Here is a 19,064-nt window from a genome sequence, read left to right as displayed (position 1 = left end):
GTGAAACCCCTATTCATTCCATTGTTAGTAAAAAAATCATGCGAGCCCGACCGAGCGGGTCGCCATTCTATCGAAGTTATCCACATCTGTCATGGCAAAATTCAGGAAATATCATTCAAAAAAGCAAATTTCCGATTAAATTTAAATTTAAATCACAATGTGGATAAGTTTATCCGCAAGCTGTGGATAAAATATAACATAAAGTTATCCACAATTTAATAAAATTATAAAAACATAGATATCCACAATTTAAATTTATGTTTATTAAAAATAAAATAGCCTTTTCCACAGAAAAACACCGCCCTAATAGTAATAAATTTAAATTTATAAATTTGAATTTAGTTATAAGAACGCCATTCTTTGGGGATAACTCGGAAAAATTATAAATTTAAATTCATTTCACAACACAATCATTTTATTCATAATAAATTGTGGATAAGATTGTGAATATTTCTGTTTATAACTTACGTTGTTTTATTAATCAATAATTTATACTGTGTATAAAATAGATACAACTTTTAATTATCTAAATGCATGTTCAACATATCAATCTTCTAAAAACCAGTTTATTTTGAAAGAAAGTTTGTTTTTGATTGACAGCTCATTGAATGAACACTAAAATCGCGAACCTTCATAGAAAGATCATTTTTGGAGTTTCAATATGAAACGTACATTCCAACCATCAGAATTAAAGCGTAAGCGTGTTCATGGTTTCCGTGCTCGTATGGCTACTAAAGCTGGTCGTCAAGTATTAGCTCGCCGTCGTGCAAAAGGTCGTCATAGCTTAACTGTTTAATCTGTTAACGCTATTACGATTTTGGGTGTTATGACACTTTATGGCTTCAGCACAGATGTACGCATACACTGTGCTGCCGATTATAAAAGTGTGTTTGATGGTGCGCTTTTTAAAGTGCATCAACCCCATTTCTTATTTCTTGCTAAAAATTCCGAGCAGCCGAAAAGCCGTTTGGGTATTGTTGTTGCCAAGAAAAAAGTGCGTCGCGCACATGAAAGAAATAGAGTAAAGCGTCTTGCTCGTGAAAGTTTTCGCCTGCATCAGCAGCAATTAGATTTATTAGATATTGTGGTCATGCCTAAAATGGGTATTGAAGCAATCCCTAATGCGGAATTGCAGCAGCAATTACAATTTGCTTGGCAGAAATTGCAACGCCTTGCCAAAAAGCATAAAAAGATAGCTCCCTCCCCACAAAAGTAGAGAAGGCCAATGGTACGTTTACTGCATTGGTTGATTCGATTCTATCAGATCGCGATTAGTCCTTTATTGGGACCCCGCTGTCGTTATATTCCCACATGTTCTCAATATTCTTTGGAAGCAGTCCATTGTTATGGTGCTGTGCGTGGTGTGTGGTTAGCTACTAAGCGTATTTGTCGTTGTCATCCTTGGGGGGGCTCGGGATATGATCCGGTTCCGCCAAAGGCAATTCGTTTTATTTCATTTCAGCAAATAGATTCTCAAACGCTTCACGTTGTTGTACCCTTTCGTGATCGTTTATTGAACCGAAATCACTCTAACTACTTGGGATAATAGATATGCAACAATGGGCCAGGTTTGCAATTCTAGGGGCCATGTTTGTCGTCGCATATTTGCTTATTTTGGCTTGGCAAAAGGATTATGGTCATGCAGAAACTAAACCGCAGCAACAAACTGCCGTCGTTTCACATGAAGTATCTGCAGATTTGCCAAATGGTCAAACCGCTGCTACTGCGTCTGACATGCCTCAAGCGAATATTGCGACTCAGCAAACTACAACAGATGCCACTGCACCTGTAAGTCAACAGCTTATTTCAGTACAAACTGACCTTTATCATCTTTGGATTAATCCTAAAGGGGGTGACATTGTTCGTATTGAATTATTGAACCACGATAAAGACAAAGACAGTAATGCGCCGTTCGTGATGCTGGAAAGCGATGCACAACGGACTTATGTTGCTCAGTCTGGATTGATTGGTTTAAATGGACCAGACAGTAACCGCAATGGTCGTCCTGTATATGAGATTGAAAAAGGATCTTATACACTGGCAGATGCCAAAGCGGAAAAGAACAAAGATGGTCAAGCGGTTAAGGTTTTATCGGTACCGATGGTCTACAAAACTGCTGACGGTGTAGAGATCATTAAGACTTTTACCTTCAAGCAAGGTGAATATCCGGTTATGGTCAGCCACAAAGTGGTCAACCGTAGTGGCCAGAACTGGCAAGGCCAGATGTTTGGTCAGATCAAACGTGACAATTCGGATGACCCGGGTAAATCTTCCCAAGGTATTTTCACACTCGGCACATTCCTGGGTGGTGCGTGGGGAACGCCAGATGAACATTATAACAAGCTGAAATTTGCCAACTTCAACGATGAAAAGTTGAATGTTGAAGCCAAAGGTGGCTGGGTTGCTGTAGTACAGCATTATTTTGTCAGTGCCTGGATTCCGGGTGATCTTAAACTGACTCAAGCCAATGGTCAGCCTTATAGTGCCAAACTGGAATCTCGCCAATCTACCGATAATATGAACATTATTGGTTTTACTTCACCGACCATGAATGTACCTGCAGGTACTACGGCGGAAGTGGATGCGACATTCTATTCAGGTCCTAAAGTACAGTCTGAATTAAAAGACTTGGCTGTCGGCTTGAATCAAACTGTCGATTATGGCTGGTTATGGCCAATTGCCAAATTATTGTTCTTGGGCCTTCAATTCTTCCATAACATTGTCGGCAACTGGGGCTGGTCAATTATCCTGTTGACCGTATTGGTCAAACTGATTCTTTGGCCATTGTCGTCCAAGAGCTACCGCTCTATGGCGAAAATGCGTGTGATTGCACCTGAAATGCAACGCATGAAAGAAGAATTCGGTGAAGACCGTATGCGCTTCTCGCAAGAAATGATGGCGCTGTATAAACGTGAACAGGTCAATCCATTATCGGGTTGCTTGCCATTGCTGTTACAAATGCCGATTTTCTTGGCCTTGTACTGGGTATTGATGGAATCAGTAGAACTGCGTCATGCACCTTGGTTGGCTTGGATTCAAGATTTATCTGCAATGGATCCGTGGTTTATCCTGCCGTTACTGATGGGTGCGACCATGTTTATTCAGCAGTCTTTAAATCCGCAACCGGCTGATCCGATGCAGGCAAAAGTCTTCAAGATCATGCCGATTGTCTTCACCGTATTTATGTTGTTCTTCCCTGCGGGCTTGGTGTTGTACTGGATTGTCAACAACAGTATTACCATCTTGCAGCAAAGCCTGATCAACAAAGGTGTGGCGAAAGAACGCGAAAAACGCGACGTGGTTTAAGTAACGACTGATTGCGAATAGCTGAATAAATCCGCTTAAGATGGTAATCTTAGGCGGATTTTTCTTTGGCTGTGATTTGGGATTTTTTAGGTGAATTTTATGCAAAACCTTACTACGATTGCTGCAATTGCAACTCCGCCTGGGCGCGGTGGCGTGGGGGTAATTCGTCTGTCGGGTCCAAAATCTTATGCCATTGCTGAAGCTTTAACCCGAAACGCTTTGCCTAAGGCCCGTTTCGCCGGTTTCCGTCAGTTTTATGATGCATCTGGTGAAGTCATGGATGAAGGCCTGGCCATTTGCTTCCCTAACCCACACTCGTTTACTGGTGAAGATGTGGTGGAGTTACAGGGGCATGGGGGCCCAGTGATTCAAAATGCCCTACTTGGTCGTTTACTTGAATTGGGCGCGATTGCGGCTAAAGCGGGTGAATTTTCCATGCGTGCCTTTGAAAATGGCAAGCTGGATCTGGTTCAAGCCGAAGCGATTGCCGATTTGATTGATGCTACGTCACAAGCCGCCGCCCGTTCAGCAGTTCGTTCTTTACAAGGGGCGTTTTCGACCCGAGTGAACACTGTTTTAGAAAAATTGATTCACCTGCGTTTACATGTGGAAGCTGCCATTGATTTCCCTGAAGAAGAAATCGATTTTTTGGCTGATGGTAAAATTTTGGCTTTGCTTGAAGATGTGCAAAGTTCAGTGACTGCGGTACAAAAGTCTGCACGCCAAGGTCAGTTATTGCGTGAAGGTTTACAGGTGGTGATTGCCGGTAAACCGAATGCAGGTAAATCTTCCTTATTAAATACCTTGGCCGGAAATGAACGTGCCATTGTGACCGATATTGCCGGTACAACCCGTGATGTGTTGCATGAAAAAATCACCTTGAATGGCTTGCCAATTACGCTGACCGATACCGCTGGTTTACGTGAAACCGGTGATGTGGTGGAAAAAGAAGGTATTCGCCGTGCGATTAAAGAAATTGAACAAGCCGATTTGTTGCTACTGGTCTATGACTTAAGCCAAGGGGAAGATCCGCTGCAATTGGCACAAAACTATTTTGCCGAACATTTGGAACCACGCCGTTTAATACTGATCGCCAACAAGTGTGATTTAACCGGTGCAACTGCTGCAATTGGTGATTATCAAGGTTTCCGTCATATTACCGTTTCTGCCAAGCAGGAAACCGGGGTGCAGTCGCTCATAGATGCGATTACAGCGCATGCAGGCTTCCAGCCGGAAGAAGATACCTTTATTGCCCGTACCCGCCATTTAGACGCAATGAAGCGCACTCAGCACTATCTGGCAGAAGCGCGTGAACAACTGGTGGTGTTCCATGCCGGTGAACTGGTGGCGGAGTCATTGCGACTTGCCCAGAATGCCTTGGGTGAAATTACCGGGGACTTCAGTGCAGATGACTTATTAGGCAAGATCTTTGGGTCGTTCTGTATCGGAAAGTAATTTCAATTTACCTTTATATTTCAGTAAATTCTAATAAGTTATAGTGTTAACTTAAAAGCATTAAGTTTTAATGGCTTAGTGCTTTTTTATGTCATTGACTGCTTCAGTGTATGCTCAAAATCCATCTGATGGCATGATATTATATTCGGTTATTAATCACCAGATATAAGAAAAGTTGAATTAGAATTTGAGCATTTCCATTCTGTCGATGAGGAATAAAATGGATTCAATATTATTGAGAATGAGCGTATAACCTAAACTTCTGGGCAAGATCATTAAAGCTGAGGATGATTATTTATCATTTATTTTTTTATGCCAAATTAACAAAAACAGACACAGTAAACAGAACGCAGCACAAAAACTGAGTACGCTTGCGGTTAAACCAAAATGATCGGCAAGATAACCCACTGCAAGAATGGGTAAAATGGTGCCTAAATAGGCTACAAATAAATAAGTCGACATGACTGCAGCCCGGTTGTGCAGGTTGGTCATGGCATGAATTAAACCAAATGCCCCGATCAGCGCTAATCCATGCCCAACGCCAACCATTACATCACTGATAAAAAACAGAAAGCTCCAGTGTAGATAGATACATAAACCCAGGATCAATAAACTGAACAACAGCGTATACAGCCCATAATTCAGGCATTTTCTTGCAGGAATCGATCTGGAAAAATACTGTACCATGGCAGAAATTAGCAAAATACAGGTAATGGCTAATCCACTGACCAAAGGACCATGCCAGGGAATGATGAACTGTACAAATGAGGGAGAAAGTGAAGCGAATAGGCTAAACGCTGCAAAGGCACAAAAGGCAGTCAAACCGGTAATATAAAATTCAACATGAAATTGTGCTTCAGGACGTTCTAAATGCGGTGCAATCGAGAATGCCTGTGCGCTAAATTCAGGCTGTGGCAGACGTAACAAACCTACGAAGCACAACATTGCCCCAACAATGATAGGAATATACGGGGTAAATAGCGGTGTAGCAGAAAACTGGGCAATCAGTCCACCGACCAATGGGCCTAAACCAAAACCAACTGCGGTAATTACTGAACTGAGCTGGGGTGCATGGCTTTTATGTGATTCAGGAATGCTCCACATCAGACCAATCAATGCTGATGTAGTCATCAATCCCGAGGCAATTCCGATAATAAAACGCCCCAAAGACAGCCATAGCACATTATTCGCAAACATGGACAGTAGAAGCCCAAGTGTGATGATGACCAAACCAAGTTCTAAGGTTTTTAAAAAGCCAATGCTGTTACTGGTACGGCCTAAAAACAGGAGCGTGGCTAAACAGCCCAACATATAGGTGACAAAAATATAGGTGATATGACTCGGCAACAGATGCCAAAGTTGCTGATAGATGGGATATAAAGGGCTGGCCAGTGCCGTCCCCATCGTTCCAATACAAAGAGCCAGGCTCACCATCAAAAACGGGCGCCAGGATTGTTGATTTGTCATAGAGTGTCGCAAAAATATTTGCCACAGCGTTCAAAATGGCAAATAGGGGGGGAGAAAAGGAGAATTTAGCGTACTGGTTATCGATCTATAGCGTCAATGGATAAAATGTAAGAAGTTTAGCTATAACGCTTTAATAATTTAAGAAATTCTTCCAGTTCTGTTTCATTAATTGCTGTCTGTTCTCCAATCACGTGATGACGCAAATGTGCTTCAATAAGCTCATTTATCAGACCATTCACCGCACCTTTAATCGCGGCAGCCTGCTGCAATATTTGAATACATGAAGCATCAGGTGTATTTAAAGCCAGATCCACTGCATTAATCTGACCTTGTAAACGTTTGACCCGATTCTGAATTTTCTTGTCCTGATATAAATGACCCAACATTATTCTCCAAAAATAAATATACTATGGGGGAGTATATTGAAAATCTAGATTATGCAAGACGCCCCATTGACCCGAACCCATAGTCATCAGTTTGATGAAGGCAACCCGCTCGCACAAAAACGCATTTTATTGGCGACCATTCTAACGGCAGTGATGATGTTATTAGAAGTGATTGGTGGCTGGATTTACAACTCTATGGCCTTGCTGGCCGATGGCTGGCACATGAGTTCGCATATGCTGGCGCTGGGACTGGCTTATTTTGCTTACCGTTCTGCACGTCGTTATGCGCAGGATCATCGTTTTAGTTTTGGCACCTGGAAAATTGAAATTTTGGCAGGCTATAGCAGCGCCATCTTGTTGATGGTGGTGGCGGTGTTTATGGCCTTTCAATCGATTGAACGACTGCTCAACCCGGTTGATATTCTTTATAATCAAGCCATTCCGATTGCAATATTGGGCCTGGTGATTAATTTAATCTGCGCATGGTTACTGCATGATGATCACCATCACCATCACCATCACCATGATCATGAAAATGAGCATACTCATACCGAGCATGACTTAAACCAGAAAGCCGCTTTTATGCATGTGGTTGCCGATGCTGTGACTTCAGTTTTTGCCATTATTGCCCTGTTTGCTGCCAAGTATTTGAATTGGACTTTTCTGGATGCTGCACTGGGCATCATCGGATCCATTCTGGTGGCGAAATGGGCTTGGGGCCTCATTCAAGAAACTGGAAAAACCTTACTGGATGCAGAAATGGATCATCCGGTCGTAGAGGAAATTCGCGAGGTGATTGCAGAATTTCCTCTAGTAGAAATTACTGACCTGCATGTCTGGAAAGTCGGCAAAGGTAAATTCTCCTGCATTTTAGCTTTAGCCACCGATTTCAATTTGAATGCAGACCAGATTCGTGCAGCCTTGTCCATTCATGAGGAAATCGTACATGTTTCGGTAGAAATTAATCCACGCTAAATCCATGTTCCACGTGAAACCTTGCTGGGTAAATATGTGTATTTTCAGTAAGGCGAGCTAAAATTTTAAGATTACCTGGCTGGTTTTTGAGTAGAATCAGCGGGAAGGATTTTAAAGCGATGAGCAAAATAGATGATTAAAAAAACATTGGTATGTGCCTTGGTGAGTTTTATTTCCACTTTAACTTTGGCAAATGTCGATACAGTGAAAACCAACCTGAGTAAGCAACATCCCAAACTAAACATTGAAAATATTCAAACCACCGAAATGAAAGGGATTTATAGCGGCTCAATGGATGGCCAAGTGGTATATTTGGGGGAAGATGCTCAACATATTCTGGTCGGTTCCATGTTCCGATTAAGTGATCAGAAAAACCTGACCAAAGATTTAATACTGAAGCAGAACAGTGTTGACTGGAAAAAATTGCCGTTACAGGATGCAGTCAAAACCGTGCGAGGTAATGGTAAACGCCAGATTGCGATCTTTTCTGACCCAAATTGCCCGTATTGTAAACAGCTTGAGACTGAACTAAGCAAATTAAAGGATGTGACTATTTACACCTTTATTTACCCTATTAAAACTCAATCTGTGGCGGTTTCAAAACAGGTATTTTGTGAGAAAGATCCAGCTTTGGCCTGGTCAAATTTGATCGCTAAAGGCATTCAACCCAATGCTAATAAAAGCTGTGCCAATCCGATTGAGCGTAATTTAAGTTTAGGTAAAACTTTAGGTTTAACCGGGACACCAGCCATTGTTTTCTCCAATGGCTTTAAAGTCATGGGGGCCTACCCTGCCCAGGAAATTGAAAAAATCTGGAAAGAACTGGGTTTATAAAATAGATCTGCGCTGATGCGAGGAACTATAAAAAAGCACCGTGTACGGTAATGTCAGTCAGTTAAGAAATTGACTGGCATTTCTTTTTAAATTCATGATTGTAGTTGATATATGGAAAAGTCATCCGCAACTGTTTGAGGCAGGACTACATTAAAAAATGATTGTTTCTGCGATGAATTTGCTAGTTGATAGTGGCTGACGAGTTTTGCGGATGACAAATGCCTTTGGTTACTTTGGGCGAAACCAAAGTAACAAATGAGCTGCAAGGGTTTGATTTAAAATGGTAAGACTCCGCCATGAATTACTAAAAAATTAAAGAGTCTATTTCTAAACTCCTTAACTGAAACCATGTACGGTACTTTTTTATGAGTGACTCCATTATGTGATGGAGTATTTAACCCCTGGAATTCTTGGTCACTAGGTTATAAAGAAACAGAATAATGATGGCCCCGATCACCGAAGCAATAAAACCTGCTGCAGAGTTTTCACCATACAGTCCGAGTAAGCGTCCACCATAAGTGGCCAATAAAGAACCTGCAATACCGAGCAAGGCAGTAATAAAAAATCCTGCTTTATCATTACCCGGATGAATAGCGCGTGCAATTAAACCTGCAATAAAACCAACCACAATTGCAACGATCAGTGACCACATCAGTCTTCTCCTTTTGTTATCATTTATTTACTTTCAATTCGCTTTCATTTTTATAATTAATCATTTATCCAACACGAAACAGATGAATCCTGCTAATAACTGTTGTTTTTTTGTGCCTGTTGCAATTTAGAGCATAAAAAAGTGGCCTTCGGCCACTTTAAGTATCTTGGGTCAGTCTTATAAACCAATTTCACCAATAAATGGAATATGGCGATATTTTTGATCATAGTCCAAGCCATAACCGACAATAAATTTATCTTCCACTTCAAAGCCCAGGAATTTCACTTCAAGTTCAATTTCACGGCGTGAAGGTTTGCTGATGAGCGTACACAGTTCAATAGAGTTGGGACCACGAGTACTCAAGATTTCCAGAACTTTGCTCAGGGTATTACCAGAGTCGATAATATCTTCCACAATCAGTACATCTTTACCGCGAATTTCACCGTCCAGATCTTTTAGAATTTTGACATCACGGCTTGAAACCGTACCGCCGCCGTAACTGGATACGGTCATAAAATCGAGTTCATGCGGTTTGCTGATTGCGCGACATAAATCCGCCATAAAAATGACAGAACCGCGAAGTAAACCAATCAGCACCAATTCTTTGTCACTATTGGCATAGTGAGCATCAATTTTTGCACCAAGCTCTTTGACTTTGGCTTGAATTTCTTCAGTTGAGATCATCACACTCATATGAACGGTCATGGGGAGATACCTAAAAGCAAATCAAAAAATAAAAAAGGTGTTGACCAGCAACACCTCTAAAGTTGTTTTAATTTTAATACATCTGTTTAAGAGATGCATCTTTTTTGCGCTTGTAAATCTAATCAGACCTTGTGCTGCACCGTATCGCGTTTCAGTAAAAATGCACACACCAGGGCAATTCCAGCCCACACAATGATCTTTTTAGCAGATTTTTTCCTCACTTCACTTTTTGACATAGGCTGCTGCTCCATAAATATAGGTGGCATGGATATTACGATCATCGCCCATGGTCATCAGGGCAAATAAAGCATCTTCAATGCTTTTTGCATGTTCCTGACGCAGTGCCTGCAGTGCAGTGGCTTTTAAATCCAGTACAATAAAATCGGCTTCTTTGCCCAGGTTAAAGTTACCCAGTTTATCCTCCAGATCCAGCGCTTTGGCGCCGCCCAAGGTCGCGTGATACAGAGACTCAAATGCCGAGAGTTTATCGCCCTGAAGCTGCTGTACTTTATAGGCTTCATTCAAGGTTTGCAGCTGACTGAAGGACGTCCCTGCCCCAATGTCTGTGCCCAAACCGACTTTAACCTGTTTTTCCCAGGTTTTTTTTAAGGGAAATAAACCACTGCCCAAAAATAGATTTGAGGTCGGACAAAAGGCAATGGCCGAGTCGGTGGCATGCATACAGTCCCACTCGGCATCTTCTAAATGTACGCAGTGGGCAAATACCGAACGTTGCCCAGTTAAACCATAATGGTGATAGACATCCAGATAGCCTTTTTGCTCAGGAAATAAGTCTTTGACCCAGGCAATTTCATTCTTGTTTTCACTTAAATGGGTATGCACATACACATCGGGATATTCGGCTTTCAGCTGCACTGCTTTGGCCAGTTGCTCTGGCGTCGAGGTCGGTGCAAAACGTGGGGTAATGGCATACAGGTTGCGGCCTTTGCCATGCCATTTTTCAATCAATGCCTTAGAGTCCTGATAAGCAGTCTCTGGCGTGTCACACAAATCTTCTGGTGCATGACGGTCCATCATCACTTTGCCGGCAATTAAACGCATTTGATACTGTTGTGCCGCTGCAAATAAGGCATCGACCGATTCCGCATGGACTGTACAAAAAACCAAAGCTGTGGTGGTGCCGTTTTTTAATAATTCTTGGACAAAAAACTGCGCGATTTTGTCGGCATAGGCTTTGTCTTTAAACTGCAATTCAGTTGGAAAGGTATAGGTATTCAGCCATTCAAGCAGCTGTTCCCCATAGGCCCCGACCATCTCGGTTTGCGGAAAATGGATATGGGTATCAATAAAACCCGGTACAATCAGCTTGTCGGGATAGTGATGAACTTCGACATCAGCCGGAATATGCTGCTGGCCGGTTTGCCAGTCGCCAAACCAGCGAATTTTGCCATTTTCGGCAATCAGTAAACCATCTTCTACATATCGCACTTGGTCGTGAATATCACGCGCTTGGGCAACCGTATTCTGAATATCTAGGAAGCGACCGCGAACCGCCGTCGTTGCAACTACAGAAGACATTGAAAACCTGCGATTTTGAATTTTTTCGATTGATTGTACCTGAAATTTTTCCCTTAAACCCGATCTGATGGGGTTAATCCTCTCCCCTGTGCGATGCATTGAGCTGCATGCTAAAGGATAAAAAACTCTACTTATAAATATCCAGTCGCTTGAAATATGGGTCATAAAAAAGCCTTCCATTTATGAGATGAAAGGCCGAATCATTTTATTTAAAAATTAAAGTGACTGTTGTTGCTTGTTGTAGCGAATCGATAACCATGCGGTAATGGACAGGACAATCACAATAAAGCCGAGTGATATCCAGATTGGCATATGGAACACATCCAGCATCAACATTTTGAAACCAATAAACAGCAGGATAATACCGAGACCATACGGCAGGTAATGCATTTTAGATGCTGCACCTGCCAGCAAGAAAAACATGGCACGTAGACCTAAAATGGCCATTAAGTTTGCAGTTAATACGATAAAGGGATCACTGGTGACCGCGAAAATAGCCGGAATGGAATCTACTGCAAAAATGACATCGGAAGCTTCAACCAAAATCAAGACCAGGAATAACGGCGTGGCCCATAACAGACCGTTTTGACGGACAAAGAATTTATCTCCTTCCAGCTGCGGGGTAATACGCATATGTTTACGTAACCACTTGAGTAAGGCCATATCTTCAATATTGGGGTCTTCGTCATGACCTTTAAGAAATTTAAAGCCGGTATAGACCAGGAAAGCACCGAAGATATAAAGTACCCAAGAGAACTCCTGAACGAACCAGGCACCAATAAAAATAAAGATGGTACGTAATACAATGGCGCCGAGTACCCCATAGAGCAATATTTTACGTTGCAATGCCGGAGGAATAGCGAAGGCAGCAAAAATCATCAGCCATACAAAAACGTTATCAATCGCTAGGGATTTCTCTAATAAGTAACCAGCAAAATACTCCATGACTTTGGTATTTGCGATGGCTACCCCAGCTGTCTGTTGCAGGTAAAACCATAAGCCACCACCAAATAGCACGGCGACAGAAACCCAAGCCATACTCCAGTACGCTGCGGTTTTAATTTTGACTTCTTGGCCCTGTTTTTGTCTAAAGCCCAAGAAGTCGATGATGAGCATAACGGCAACTAAACCGAAGAATGCTAAATACAGCCATAAATTGCCAATGGATTCCATAAAAATCTCCACACCTGACAACCGGCCATAAAAAAACCTTGACCTGTTGCCAGATGATTTAAACATCTCTGTCAACATGATCAAGGTCTTGCCTACATCTGAATATTCATATTATGTAAATTCAGATGCTCAGATACCGACTTTTTGCAAAGTGTAATGACGATATTCTGACACCTGATCATTTTAAAACGGCATCATGATCAGGCTTGGAGGAGGCTACTCCCCTTGTTCAACTTAATTTTGTTTTGGATTTCATCCAAATATGGCTGAAGAATCGCATATTTATTGTAATTGTGCAAATTTTATCTATTCACACTGTTTTAAAATAATCTACTTTTAACGTATTCTGGTTTCAGTCAAATAAAAAGTGAGGACTAGCGATGCAGTTTCAACACAAGGATAATGGCCAAAAAGGTGAGTTTTTTACTTTGAATGATGCAGGTCAACGAATTGCAGAAATCAGTTATGTTTGGCGCAATGAAAATACCATAGTGGCTGATCATACCTGGGTGGATGATTGTTTGCGTGGTCAAGGCGTAGCACGAAAATTGTTAGATGTTTTAGTTGAATTTGCACGTGAAAAACAGTTAAAAATTATTCCCACCTGTTCCTATGTGGAGGTAATGTTTAAACGTGATCAGAGTTTTACAGATGTTGTAGCCTAAGTTTAAAGATGCTGGCCGATAGAGAGATTGTCTGTCATTTGGCTTTTAAATCTGGCAGATCAAGGCTTTGCAGTAGGGTATAAAATTCAGAACCTGCCTTCAGGCCAATAGCGGACCACTTTCCTATTTCTGATGCAGGTTAAAATAAAAAAGTCCGCGATGCGGACTTTTTTATCGAAGACTTAAAGTTTAAGCCATGTCGATCATCACCTTCAGTGCCTTTTCATCAGCGGCATGCTTGAAGACATCATAGGCTTTTTCAAACTCAGCAAACTTAAAGTGATGGGTCGCCAGTTTTTCTAGTGGCAGTTTGCCGGAACAGCAGGTTTTCAGCAGCATGCCGGTGGTGTTGGCATTGACCAGACCGGTGGTAATGGTCAGGTTCTTGATCCAGAGTTTGTTCAGTTCAAAGTTGACAGATTTGCCATGCACACCCACGTTGGCAATATGTCCACCCTCTTTTACCACGTGTTGGCAGATATTCCAGGTCGGTTCCACACCCACGGCCTCAATGGCACAATCGACACCACGACCACCGGTAAGCTCTAAAATTTTTGCAATGGCATCTTCTTTGGCAGAGTTGATGACATGGGTAGCCCCTACAGTCTTGGCAAATTCTAGTCGGTTATCATCTGTATCCACCATAATAATATTGGCAGGTGAATAGAATTGTGCGGTGAGCAGACAGCTCATCCCAATCGGGCCAGCCCCAACAATTGCCACGTTATCGCCCGGTTTAACATCGCCATACTGCACGCCAATTTCATGTGAAGTTGGTAGAATATCAGACAGGAAGACCGCGACATCTTCATTCAGTCCTTGTGGCAAATGATAGAGTGAAGTATCGGCAAATGGAGTCCGGACATATTCGGCATGGGTGCCATCAATCATGTAACCCATAATCCAGCCCCCTTCATTACGGCAATGCGCGTACAGCTGTTTCTGGCAGTTTTCACAGGTACCACAGCGGCTGACACAGGAAATAATTACCCGGTCGCCTTTCTTGAAGTTTTTTACGGCTGAACCGACTTCTTCTACAATGCCGATGCCTTCATGACCGAGAATGCGGCCATTAAAGCTGCCGGTTTTTTCTTTTTCCACCTGTTCAATTTCGGGGTTTTTACCTTTCCAGATGCCGAGGTCGGTCCCGCAGATTGTGACTTTTGTGAGTTTGATAATCGCATCATCGGGATGCAGGATGGTAGGGATAGGACGTTCTTCGAAGCGGATATCATTGGCGCCGTAGTAAACCATTGCTTTCATTGTATTTGACATGGGGACCATCCTTCTTAATGTTTATTGTAAAAGACATCCAGCCGCCTGGCTTATATAGCAACAGTCATGTTGGCGGGATGCTATCCAGTTAAATTAACAAGTCTTGATGACAAGGTCATTAGCAAAATAGTTACTTGAATAAAAAATAATATATTATTTATTAATTTGTTAGTGAAGGACCGCAGAACGATTGGCTACGGTCCTGATCAAGTTCAGGCTGAAAAGAAGTTTAAGCATTTTGCTGTAAGGCACTAATCAATTTCTGGTGTAATCCGCCAAAACCACCATTCGACATAATCACCACAGCATCGCCCTCACCTGCCTCAGAGACAACCGTTTGAATGATGTCATCTAAGCTACGTGCCACCACGGCTTTGTTTGGTGCGGCATCAATTACCGGCTGTAGATCCCAGTCCAGCCCTTCCGGTTGATACCAGATTACTTCATCCGCCAGACGTGCGGAATGCGCCAAACCATCTTTGTGGCTACCCATACGCATGGTATTGGAGCGCGGTTCAATAATGGCCCACAGTTTACGTTCACCCAGGCGTTTGCGTGCGCCGTCAAGCGTGGTTTCAATGGCGGTTGGGTGATGGGCAAAATCATCATACACCTCAATGCCTTTTACCGTATCCAGCAATTCCATACGGCGCTTGACGCCGCCAAAGTTGGAAAGTGCTTCACATGCAGTTTCGATCGAAACGCCCACATGTTCCGCCGCTGCAATGGTCGCCAAGGCATTGGCCACACTGTGCTGTCCGGTCATGTTCCATTTCACGATACCTTTAACGATACCATTTTCCAGTACTTTAAAATGTGAACCATCATTTAATAACTGTTCGGCAGAAAGTAACGCTTTGTCATTGGCATCCAATGAAGTGCGAACCACAGGTGTCCAGCAGCCCATCTGCAAAACTTCATCAATATTGGTTTCGGTAATTGGCGCAATAATGCGGCCTTCACTTGGAATGGTCCGTACTAAATGATGGAACTGTTTTTGAATCGCAGCCAGATCATCAAAGATATCGGCATGGTCAAATTCAAGGTTATTCAAAATCGCGGTTTTAGGATGGTAATGCACGAACTTGGAACGCTTGTCGAAGAAGGCAGAATCATATTCATCTGCTTCCACACAGAAGTATTTGCCGCCGCCTAAACGTGCACTTTCACTAAAACCCAAAGGTACGCCGCCAATCAAAAAGCCCGGATTTAAACCGGCCTGATCCAGTACCCAAGCCAGCATAGTGGTTGTGGTGGTTTTACCATGGGTTCCTGCAACGCCCAGCACATGTCTGCCTTGTAAAACATGATCGGCCAAGAACTGTGGACCTGAAATATAAGGCAGACCTTCATTGAGCATGTATTCCACCGCATCAATGCCGCGCTTCATGGCATTCCCGACAATCACCAGATCGGGATGTGGCTGCAAATGACTGCGGTCATAACCCTGCATTAAGCCAATGCCTGCATTTTCTAGTTGGGTTGACATGGGTGGATAGACATTTGCATCCGAACCCGTCACTTTATGTCCTAAATCACGTGCCAATAGTGCGAGCGAACCCATAAAGGTGCCACAAATACCCAAAATATGCAGATGCATGCGTTTTAACTCCACTGCTTTTTAGACACATCACGTTGTTATTGGTGGTGTTGTCATTATTGATTCAATTTGAAAGCAACGATATCAAGGGTTTTGCGGAAAAGATAGTCTTTCTTGTATCTATTCCCGGCATTGCATCCGGTAGTTTAGGGGGCTGTTGGATCGGGATTTCTCCGCGCTAAAATCCGTCCGGAAATCACATGCTTTTTTACTGGAAAAACGTAAAATATTTGCAGTTCTTCCAGATCAATTGACTATGTACTTTGCCCTGCTGCTTTTAATTATTTCCAACTGCTTTATGACTTTGGCCTGGTATGGTCATCTTAAATTTTTACATGGTGCACCCATCTGGCAGGCGATTTTATTCGGCTGGCTGATCGCCCTGCTGGAGTACAGTTTTATGATTCCCGCCACTCGCCTGCTTGCACAACAGGGCTGGGCTGTGAGACAAATGAAAATAACCCAGGAAGTGGTGACCTTGCTGGTCTTTGTACCTTTTATGATTTTTCTGTTTAAACAGCCGTTTAAACTGGATTATTTGTGGGCAGGGCTCTGTTTGGTGGGCTGTATTTATTTTGTATTTCGTAGCCAATAAATTGGCCACTGCCCTATTTTTAGCTATTTCTATAAAAAAATTGAAAATATCCGCCTGCTTGTGCTGTTAAATTTTGGTGAGATGAAAAATCAGTCTATAATAGCGAGCTTGTGATTCATTTAAAACTTGGCTCTTGTCGAGATTTATCCTTCCTTACATTAGTTTATGGAACATTTGCAATGAATGCGGCTGCTGCAGACACTCAACCTCTCGTTGGAATTATCATGGGTTCCCAATCTGACTGGGCAACTCTGGAACACACTGCCAATATGCTGAAACAGCTTGGCGTCCCATTTGAAGCGGAAGTTGTTTCTGCACACCGTACCCCAGACCGTTTATTTGAATATGCTGAAACAGCACGTGAACGTGGTATTCAGGTGATTATTGCCGGTGCTGGCGGTGCAGCGCATCTTCCAGGCATGTGTGCAGCAAAAACCGACTTACCGGTTCTGGGTGTACCAGTGAAATCTTCTATTCTTAATGGCGTAGACTCATTGCTTTCAATCGTGCAAATGCCTGCTGGTATCGCAGTGGGTACATTGGCAATTGGTCCTGCTGGTGCAACCAATGCAGCCATTATGGCAGCGCAAATTTTAGGTTTAACACGTCCTGAAATTGCAAAAAATGTTGCTGAATTCCGCGCTGCGCAAACTGAAAAAGTGGCAAGCAAAAATATTCCAGGCCAAAACTAAAGCCAAGCTTAAAACGGGACACATGTTATGGATAAAACCATCGGTATTTTTGGTGGTGGTCAACTCGGCCGTATGATGGCGCAAGCTGCTCTACCGTTGAATATTCAATGCACCTTCTTTGAAGCCAATACAGATTGCCCTTCTGCAGCGCTGGGTCAGGTCATCTCAAGCCAAGCTGAAAATGGTTTAAATGAATTTATTCAAAGTGCGGATGTATTTAGTCTGGAGTTTGAAAATACCCCGCTTGCAGATGTGGATATTTTAACCCAGCAAAAACAATTACACCCGCCGCGTCAGGCTTTGGCTATTGCGCAAAACCGTTTGCTGGAAAAAGCTTTATTCGATCAACTCGAGATTCCAGTTGCGCCTTATAAGGCAGTCGATTCGCTAGAAACCTTACAAGTGGCTGTTGCTGAACTGGGTTTGCCAATCGTCTTGAAAACGACAACAGGTGGCTACGACGGTAAAGGTCAGTTTGTGCTGCGTTCTGTAGATCAGGTTGATCAGGCATGGGCTGAGCTTGGTCCGGCTGGTTCACTGATTGCAGAAAGTTTTGTGACTTTCTCACGTGAAGTTTCAATTATTGCGGTACGTGGCCAAAATGGTGAGGTGAAAACCTGGCCATTGGCAGAAAACCACCATCATAATGGTATTTTGTCGCACTCAATTGTGCCTGCACCTAACAGCGCCGATTTACAGCCTGTGGCACAAGACTACATCACTCGTCTGCTGAATCATTTGAATTATGTCGGTGTGTTGACGCTAGAGCTATTTGTCACTGACAAGGGCTTGTATGCCAATGAGATGGCACCACGCGTGCATAACTCGGGGCACTGGTCAATTGAAGGTGCTGTTTGCTCGCAGTTTGAAAACCACATTCGTGCGGTGGCGGGCTTACCTTTAGGTTCAACTGAAGTGGTTCGTCCAACGGTGATGATCAATATTATTGGTCAACATCCTAAATCTGAAGATGTCTTGGCTTTAAATGGCGCTCATTTGCACCTTTATAACAAGACTGAGCGTGAAGGTCGTAAAATTGGCCATATCACCTTGATGCCAAATGACAGTGCTGAACTGACTACTTTATGCCGTGCATTGGCGAAAATTTTGCCGAATCCACTAGCACTTAGCGAAGATATGAGCATTTAAACCCAAGTTTGAATGATAAAAAAGCGGTCATGCCAATGATCGCTTTTTTTATGCCTGCACTTCGGGCATGATTGCGCCTCTTTTCGAGAATGCGCCATTTATCGGAACAAAATAAAAATAATTGTGTGTAATTTATACAATGCTTTATAAATATACTGCATAAAAAACAAACAAATAGAATGGTTCTGTATTTTAGTTTTATTGTCGTAAAACAATGCAGAAATTTTTAAATTCAAAAGATAAAAATAAATTCAAAATATGAATTTAAATTTAAGCTCGTGCATTTGAATTTAAAAAAATATGAATTCAAAGTATTTGAGCAGGAAATGAATTTAAACTTTTAAATTTAAAAACTAGGATTTTAAATTTAAAGTATGAGCTTTCTAAGATTATAAAAACGGTCAGAATTAGCTTACCCACAAGCCGTTTGAATTTAAAACTTTGCTTTAAATTTAAAATAATGAATTTAAATTCATATTTCCTTATGTTTTGAATTTAAAAAAACTAAAAATAAAATCTGTGGATAAAATTTTTAAATTCAAAAGTAAATATGAATTTAAAATGAAGAAAATGAATTTAAATTTACGATTTGATTC

General features: G+C 42.2%; 19 protein-coding genes. 11 read left to right on the top strand and 8 right to left on the bottom strand.

Annotated elements, in window-relative coordinates; genetic code table 11:
* Window positions 1-661 precede the first annotated feature (661 nt).
* The 5 genes from rpmH (at window position 662) to mnmE (ending at window position 4,761) form a co-directional block, all read left to right on the top strand.
* Entirely contained in the window at window positions 662-796 is a 135-nt protein-coding gene (gene rpmH / locus JFY49_RS16015; protein ID WP_000831329.1) for a 50S ribosomal protein L34, read from the top strand.
* A gap of 30 nt (window positions 797-826) precedes the next feature.
* Entirely contained in the window at window positions 827-1,216 is a 390-nt protein-coding gene (rnpA, locus tag JFY49_RS16010) for a ribonuclease P protein component (protein ID WP_086197590.1), read from the top strand.
* A 9-nt stretch (window positions 1,217-1,225) separates the two neighbouring features.
* On the top strand, window positions 1,226-1,546 hold the full coding sequence (gene yidD, locus JFY49_RS16005; RefSeq protein WP_166171660.1) for a membrane protein insertion efficiency factor YidD: 321 nt from the start codon (window positions 1,226-1,228) through the stop codon (window positions 1,544-1,546).
* Between the two features lie 5 nt (window positions 1,547-1,551).
* Window positions 1,552-3,306, top strand: coding sequence for a membrane protein insertase YidC (gene yidC, locus JFY49_RS16000; protein ID WP_200223400.1), 1,755 nt, complete (start codon window positions 1,552-1,554; stop codon window positions 3,304-3,306).
* A 99-nt stretch (window positions 3,307-3,405) separates the two neighbouring features.
* Window positions 3,406-4,761: a tRNA uridine-5-carboxymethylaminomethyl(34) synthesis GTPase MnmE gene (mnmE, locus tag JFY49_RS15995; RefSeq protein ID WP_200223398.1), complete on the top strand. Its 1,356-nt coding sequence runs from the start codon at window positions 3,406-3,408 to the stop codon at window positions 4,759-4,761.
* A gap of 291 nt (window positions 4,762-5,052) precedes the next feature.
* Here the strand turns inward: mnmE and JFY49_RS15990 are convergent, their stop codons facing one another.
* Both JFY49_RS15990 and JFY49_RS15985 read right to left on the bottom strand, forming a co-directional pair.
* Window positions 5,053-6,228: an MFS transporter gene (locus tag JFY49_RS15990; protein ID WP_180043246.1), complete on the bottom strand. Its 1,176-nt coding sequence runs from the start codon at window positions 6,226-6,228 to the stop codon at window positions 5,053-5,055.
* 116 nt (window positions 6,229-6,344) lie between these two features.
* On the bottom strand, window positions 6,345-6,611 hold the full coding sequence (locus JFY49_RS15985) for a metal/formaldehyde-sensitive transcriptional repressor (protein ID WP_086197612.1): 267 nt from the start codon (window positions 6,609-6,611) through the stop codon (window positions 6,345-6,347).
* Between the two features lie 54 nt (window positions 6,612-6,665).
* On the opposite strand from JFY49_RS15985, the gene dmeF reads away from it, so the two are divergent.
* Both dmeF and JFY49_RS15975 read left to right on the top strand, forming a co-directional pair.
* A complete protein-coding gene (gene dmeF / locus JFY49_RS15980; protein WP_200223397.1) occupies window positions 6,666-7,589 on the top strand; it encodes a CDF family Co(II)/Ni(II) efflux transporter DmeF in 924 nt (307 codons plus the stop codon).
* A 132-nt stretch (window positions 7,590-7,721) separates the two neighbouring features.
* Window positions 7,722-8,423: a DsbC family protein gene (locus JFY49_RS15975; protein ID WP_180043248.1), complete on the top strand. Its 702-nt coding sequence runs from the start codon at window positions 7,722-7,724 to the stop codon at window positions 8,421-8,423.
* A 394-nt stretch (window positions 8,424-8,817) separates the two neighbouring features.
* Here the strand turns inward: JFY49_RS15975 and JFY49_RS15970 are convergent, their stop codons facing one another.
* The 4 genes from JFY49_RS15970 to JFY49_RS15955 all read right to left on the bottom strand — a co-directional run bounded on the left by JFY49_RS15970 (window position 8,818) and on the right by JFY49_RS15955 (window position 12,492).
* Window positions 8,818-9,075, bottom strand: coding sequence for a GlsB/YeaQ/YmgE family stress response membrane protein (locus JFY49_RS15970; protein ID WP_086197596.1), 258 nt, complete (start codon window positions 9,073-9,075; stop codon window positions 8,818-8,820).
* 177 nt (window positions 9,076-9,252) lie between these two features.
* Complete coding sequence (gene hpt / locus JFY49_RS15965) at window positions 9,253-9,780, bottom strand: hypoxanthine phosphoribosyltransferase (protein ID WP_092820932.1); 528 nt, start codon at window positions 9,778-9,780, stop codon at window positions 9,253-9,255.
* Window positions 9,781-10,002: 222 nt separating this feature from the next.
* Complete coding sequence (guaD, locus tag JFY49_RS15960) at window positions 10,003-11,319, bottom strand: guanine deaminase (protein WP_200223395.1); 1,317 nt, start codon at window positions 11,317-11,319, stop codon at window positions 10,003-10,005.
* A gap of 216 nt (window positions 11,320-11,535) precedes the next feature.
* The gene (locus tag JFY49_RS15955) at window positions 11,536-12,492 is read right to left on the bottom strand and encodes a TerC family protein (RefSeq protein ID WP_086197599.1); all 957 of its coding nucleotides are present in this window, start codon (window positions 12,490-12,492) and stop codon (window positions 11,536-11,538) included.
* 380 nt (window positions 12,493-12,872) lie between these two features.
* Between JFY49_RS15955 and JFY49_RS15950 the strand changes: the two genes are divergently transcribed.
* Window positions 12,873-13,157 carry a GNAT family N-acetyltransferase gene (locus JFY49_RS15950; protein ID WP_086197600.1) on the top strand — a complete coding sequence of 95 codons (285 nt, stop codon included), beginning with the start codon at window positions 12,873-12,875 and terminating at the stop codon, window positions 13,155-13,157.
* Between the two features lie 189 nt (window positions 13,158-13,346).
* On the opposite strand, the gene JFY49_RS15945 is transcribed toward JFY49_RS15950, so the two are convergent.
* Both JFY49_RS15945 and mpl read right to left on the bottom strand, forming a co-directional pair.
* The gene (locus JFY49_RS15945) at window positions 13,347-14,432 is read right to left on the bottom strand and encodes a zinc-dependent alcohol dehydrogenase family protein (protein ID WP_200223394.1); all 1,086 of its coding nucleotides are present in this window, start codon (window positions 14,430-14,432) and stop codon (window positions 13,347-13,349) included.
* A 229-nt stretch (window positions 14,433-14,661) separates the two neighbouring features.
* Window positions 14,662-16,032 carry a UDP-N-acetylmuramate:L-alanyl-gamma-D-glutamyl-meso-diaminopimelate ligase gene (mpl, locus tag JFY49_RS15940; protein WP_086197602.1) on the bottom strand — a complete coding sequence of 457 codons (1,371 nt, stop codon included), beginning with the start codon at window positions 16,030-16,032 and terminating at the stop codon, window positions 14,662-14,664.
* Between the two features lie 256 nt (window positions 16,033-16,288).
* Between mpl and JFY49_RS15935 the strand changes: the two genes are divergently transcribed.
* The 3 genes from JFY49_RS15935 to JFY49_RS15925 all read left to right on the top strand — a co-directional run bounded on the left by JFY49_RS15935 (window position 16,289) and on the right by JFY49_RS15925 (window position 18,468).
* Window positions 16,289-16,627 carry a DMT family protein gene (locus tag JFY49_RS15935; RefSeq protein ID WP_200224896.1) on the top strand — a complete coding sequence of 113 codons (339 nt, stop codon included), beginning with the start codon at window positions 16,289-16,291 and terminating at the stop codon, window positions 16,625-16,627.
* A gap of 179 nt (window positions 16,628-16,806) precedes the next feature.
* Window positions 16,807-17,319 carry a 5-(carboxyamino)imidazole ribonucleotide mutase gene (gene purE / locus JFY49_RS15930; protein ID WP_092820923.1) on the top strand — a complete coding sequence of 171 codons (513 nt, stop codon included), beginning with the start codon at window positions 16,807-16,809 and terminating at the stop codon, window positions 17,317-17,319.
* Between the two features lie 27 nt (window positions 17,320-17,346).
* Window positions 17,347-18,468 (top strand): 5-(carboxyamino)imidazole ribonucleotide synthase, encoded by a 1,122-nt coding sequence (locus tag JFY49_RS15925; protein WP_180043253.1) that lies wholly within the window; start codon window positions 17,347-17,349, stop codon window positions 18,466-18,468.
* Window positions 18,469-19,064: the final 596 nt, after the last annotated feature.

The sequence above is a fragment of the Acinetobacter sp. CS-2 genome (assembly GCF_016599715.1).
Taxonomy (GTDB): Bacteria; Pseudomonadota; Gammaproteobacteria; order Pseudomonadales; family Moraxellaceae; genus Acinetobacter.
This window is presented reverse-complemented; position numbering and strand designations above follow the sequence as displayed.

Bases quoted from the DNA above. Each gene is read 5' to 3' on its own strand.
- rpmH (WP_000831329.1), top strand. From the start codon at position 662: ATGAAACGTACATTCCAACCATCAGAATTAAAGCGTAAGCGTGTTCAT.
- rnpA (WP_086197590.1), top strand. From the start codon at position 827: ATGACACTTTATGGCTTCAGCACAGATGTACGCATACACTGTGCTGCC.
- yidD (WP_166171660.1), top strand. From the start codon at position 1,226: ATGGTACGTTTACTGCATTGGTTGATTCGATTCTATCAGATCGCGATT.
- yidC (WP_200223400.1), top strand. From the start codon at position 1,552: ATGCAACAATGGGCCAGGTTTGCAATTCTAGGGGCCATGTTTGTCGTC.
- mnmE (WP_200223398.1), top strand. From the start codon at position 3,406: ATGCAAAACCTTACTACGATTGCTGCAATTGCAACTCCGCCTGGGCGC.
- JFY49_RS15990 (WP_180043246.1), bottom strand. From the start codon at position 6,228: ATGACAAATCAACAATCCTGGCGCCCGTTTTTGATGGTGAGCCTGGCT.
- dmeF (WP_200223397.1), top strand. From the start codon at position 6,666: ATGCAAGACGCCCCATTGACCCGAACCCATAGTCATCAGTTTGATGAA.
- JFY49_RS15975 (WP_180043248.1), top strand. From the start codon at position 7,722: ATGATTAAAAAAACATTGGTATGTGCCTTGGTGAGTTTTATTTCCACT.
- JFY49_RS15970 (WP_086197596.1), bottom strand. From the start codon at position 9,075: ATGTGGTCACTGATCGTTGCAATTGTGGTTGGTTTTATTGCAGGTTTA.
- hpt (WP_092820932.1), bottom strand. From the start codon at position 9,780: ATGACCGTTCATATGAGTGTGATGATCTCAACTGAAGAAATTCAAGCC.
- guaD (WP_200223395.1), bottom strand. From the start codon at position 11,319: ATGTCTTCTGTAGTTGCAACGACGGCGGTTCGCGGTCGCTTCCTAGAT.
- JFY49_RS15955 (WP_086197599.1), bottom strand. From the start codon at position 12,492: ATGGAATCCATTGGCAATTTATGGCTGTATTTAGCATTCTTCGGTTTA.
- JFY49_RS15950 (WP_086197600.1), top strand. From the start codon at position 12,873: ATGCAGTTTCAACACAAGGATAATGGCCAAAAAGGTGAGTTTTTTACT.
- JFY49_RS15945 (WP_200223394.1), bottom strand. From the start codon at position 14,432: ATGTCAAATACAATGAAAGCAATGGTTTACTACGGCGCCAATGATATC.
- mpl (WP_086197602.1), bottom strand. From the start codon at position 16,032: ATGCATCTGCATATTTTGGGTATTTGTGGCACCTTTATGGGTTCGCTC.
- JFY49_RS15935 (WP_200224896.1), top strand. From the start codon at position 16,289: ATGTACTTTGCCCTGCTGCTTTTAATTATTTCCAACTGCTTTATGACT.
- purE (WP_092820923.1), top strand. From the start codon at position 16,807: ATGAATGCGGCTGCTGCAGACACTCAACCTCTCGTTGGAATTATCATG.
- JFY49_RS15925 (WP_180043253.1), top strand. From the start codon at position 17,347: ATGGATAAAACCATCGGTATTTTTGGTGGTGGTCAACTCGGCCGTATG.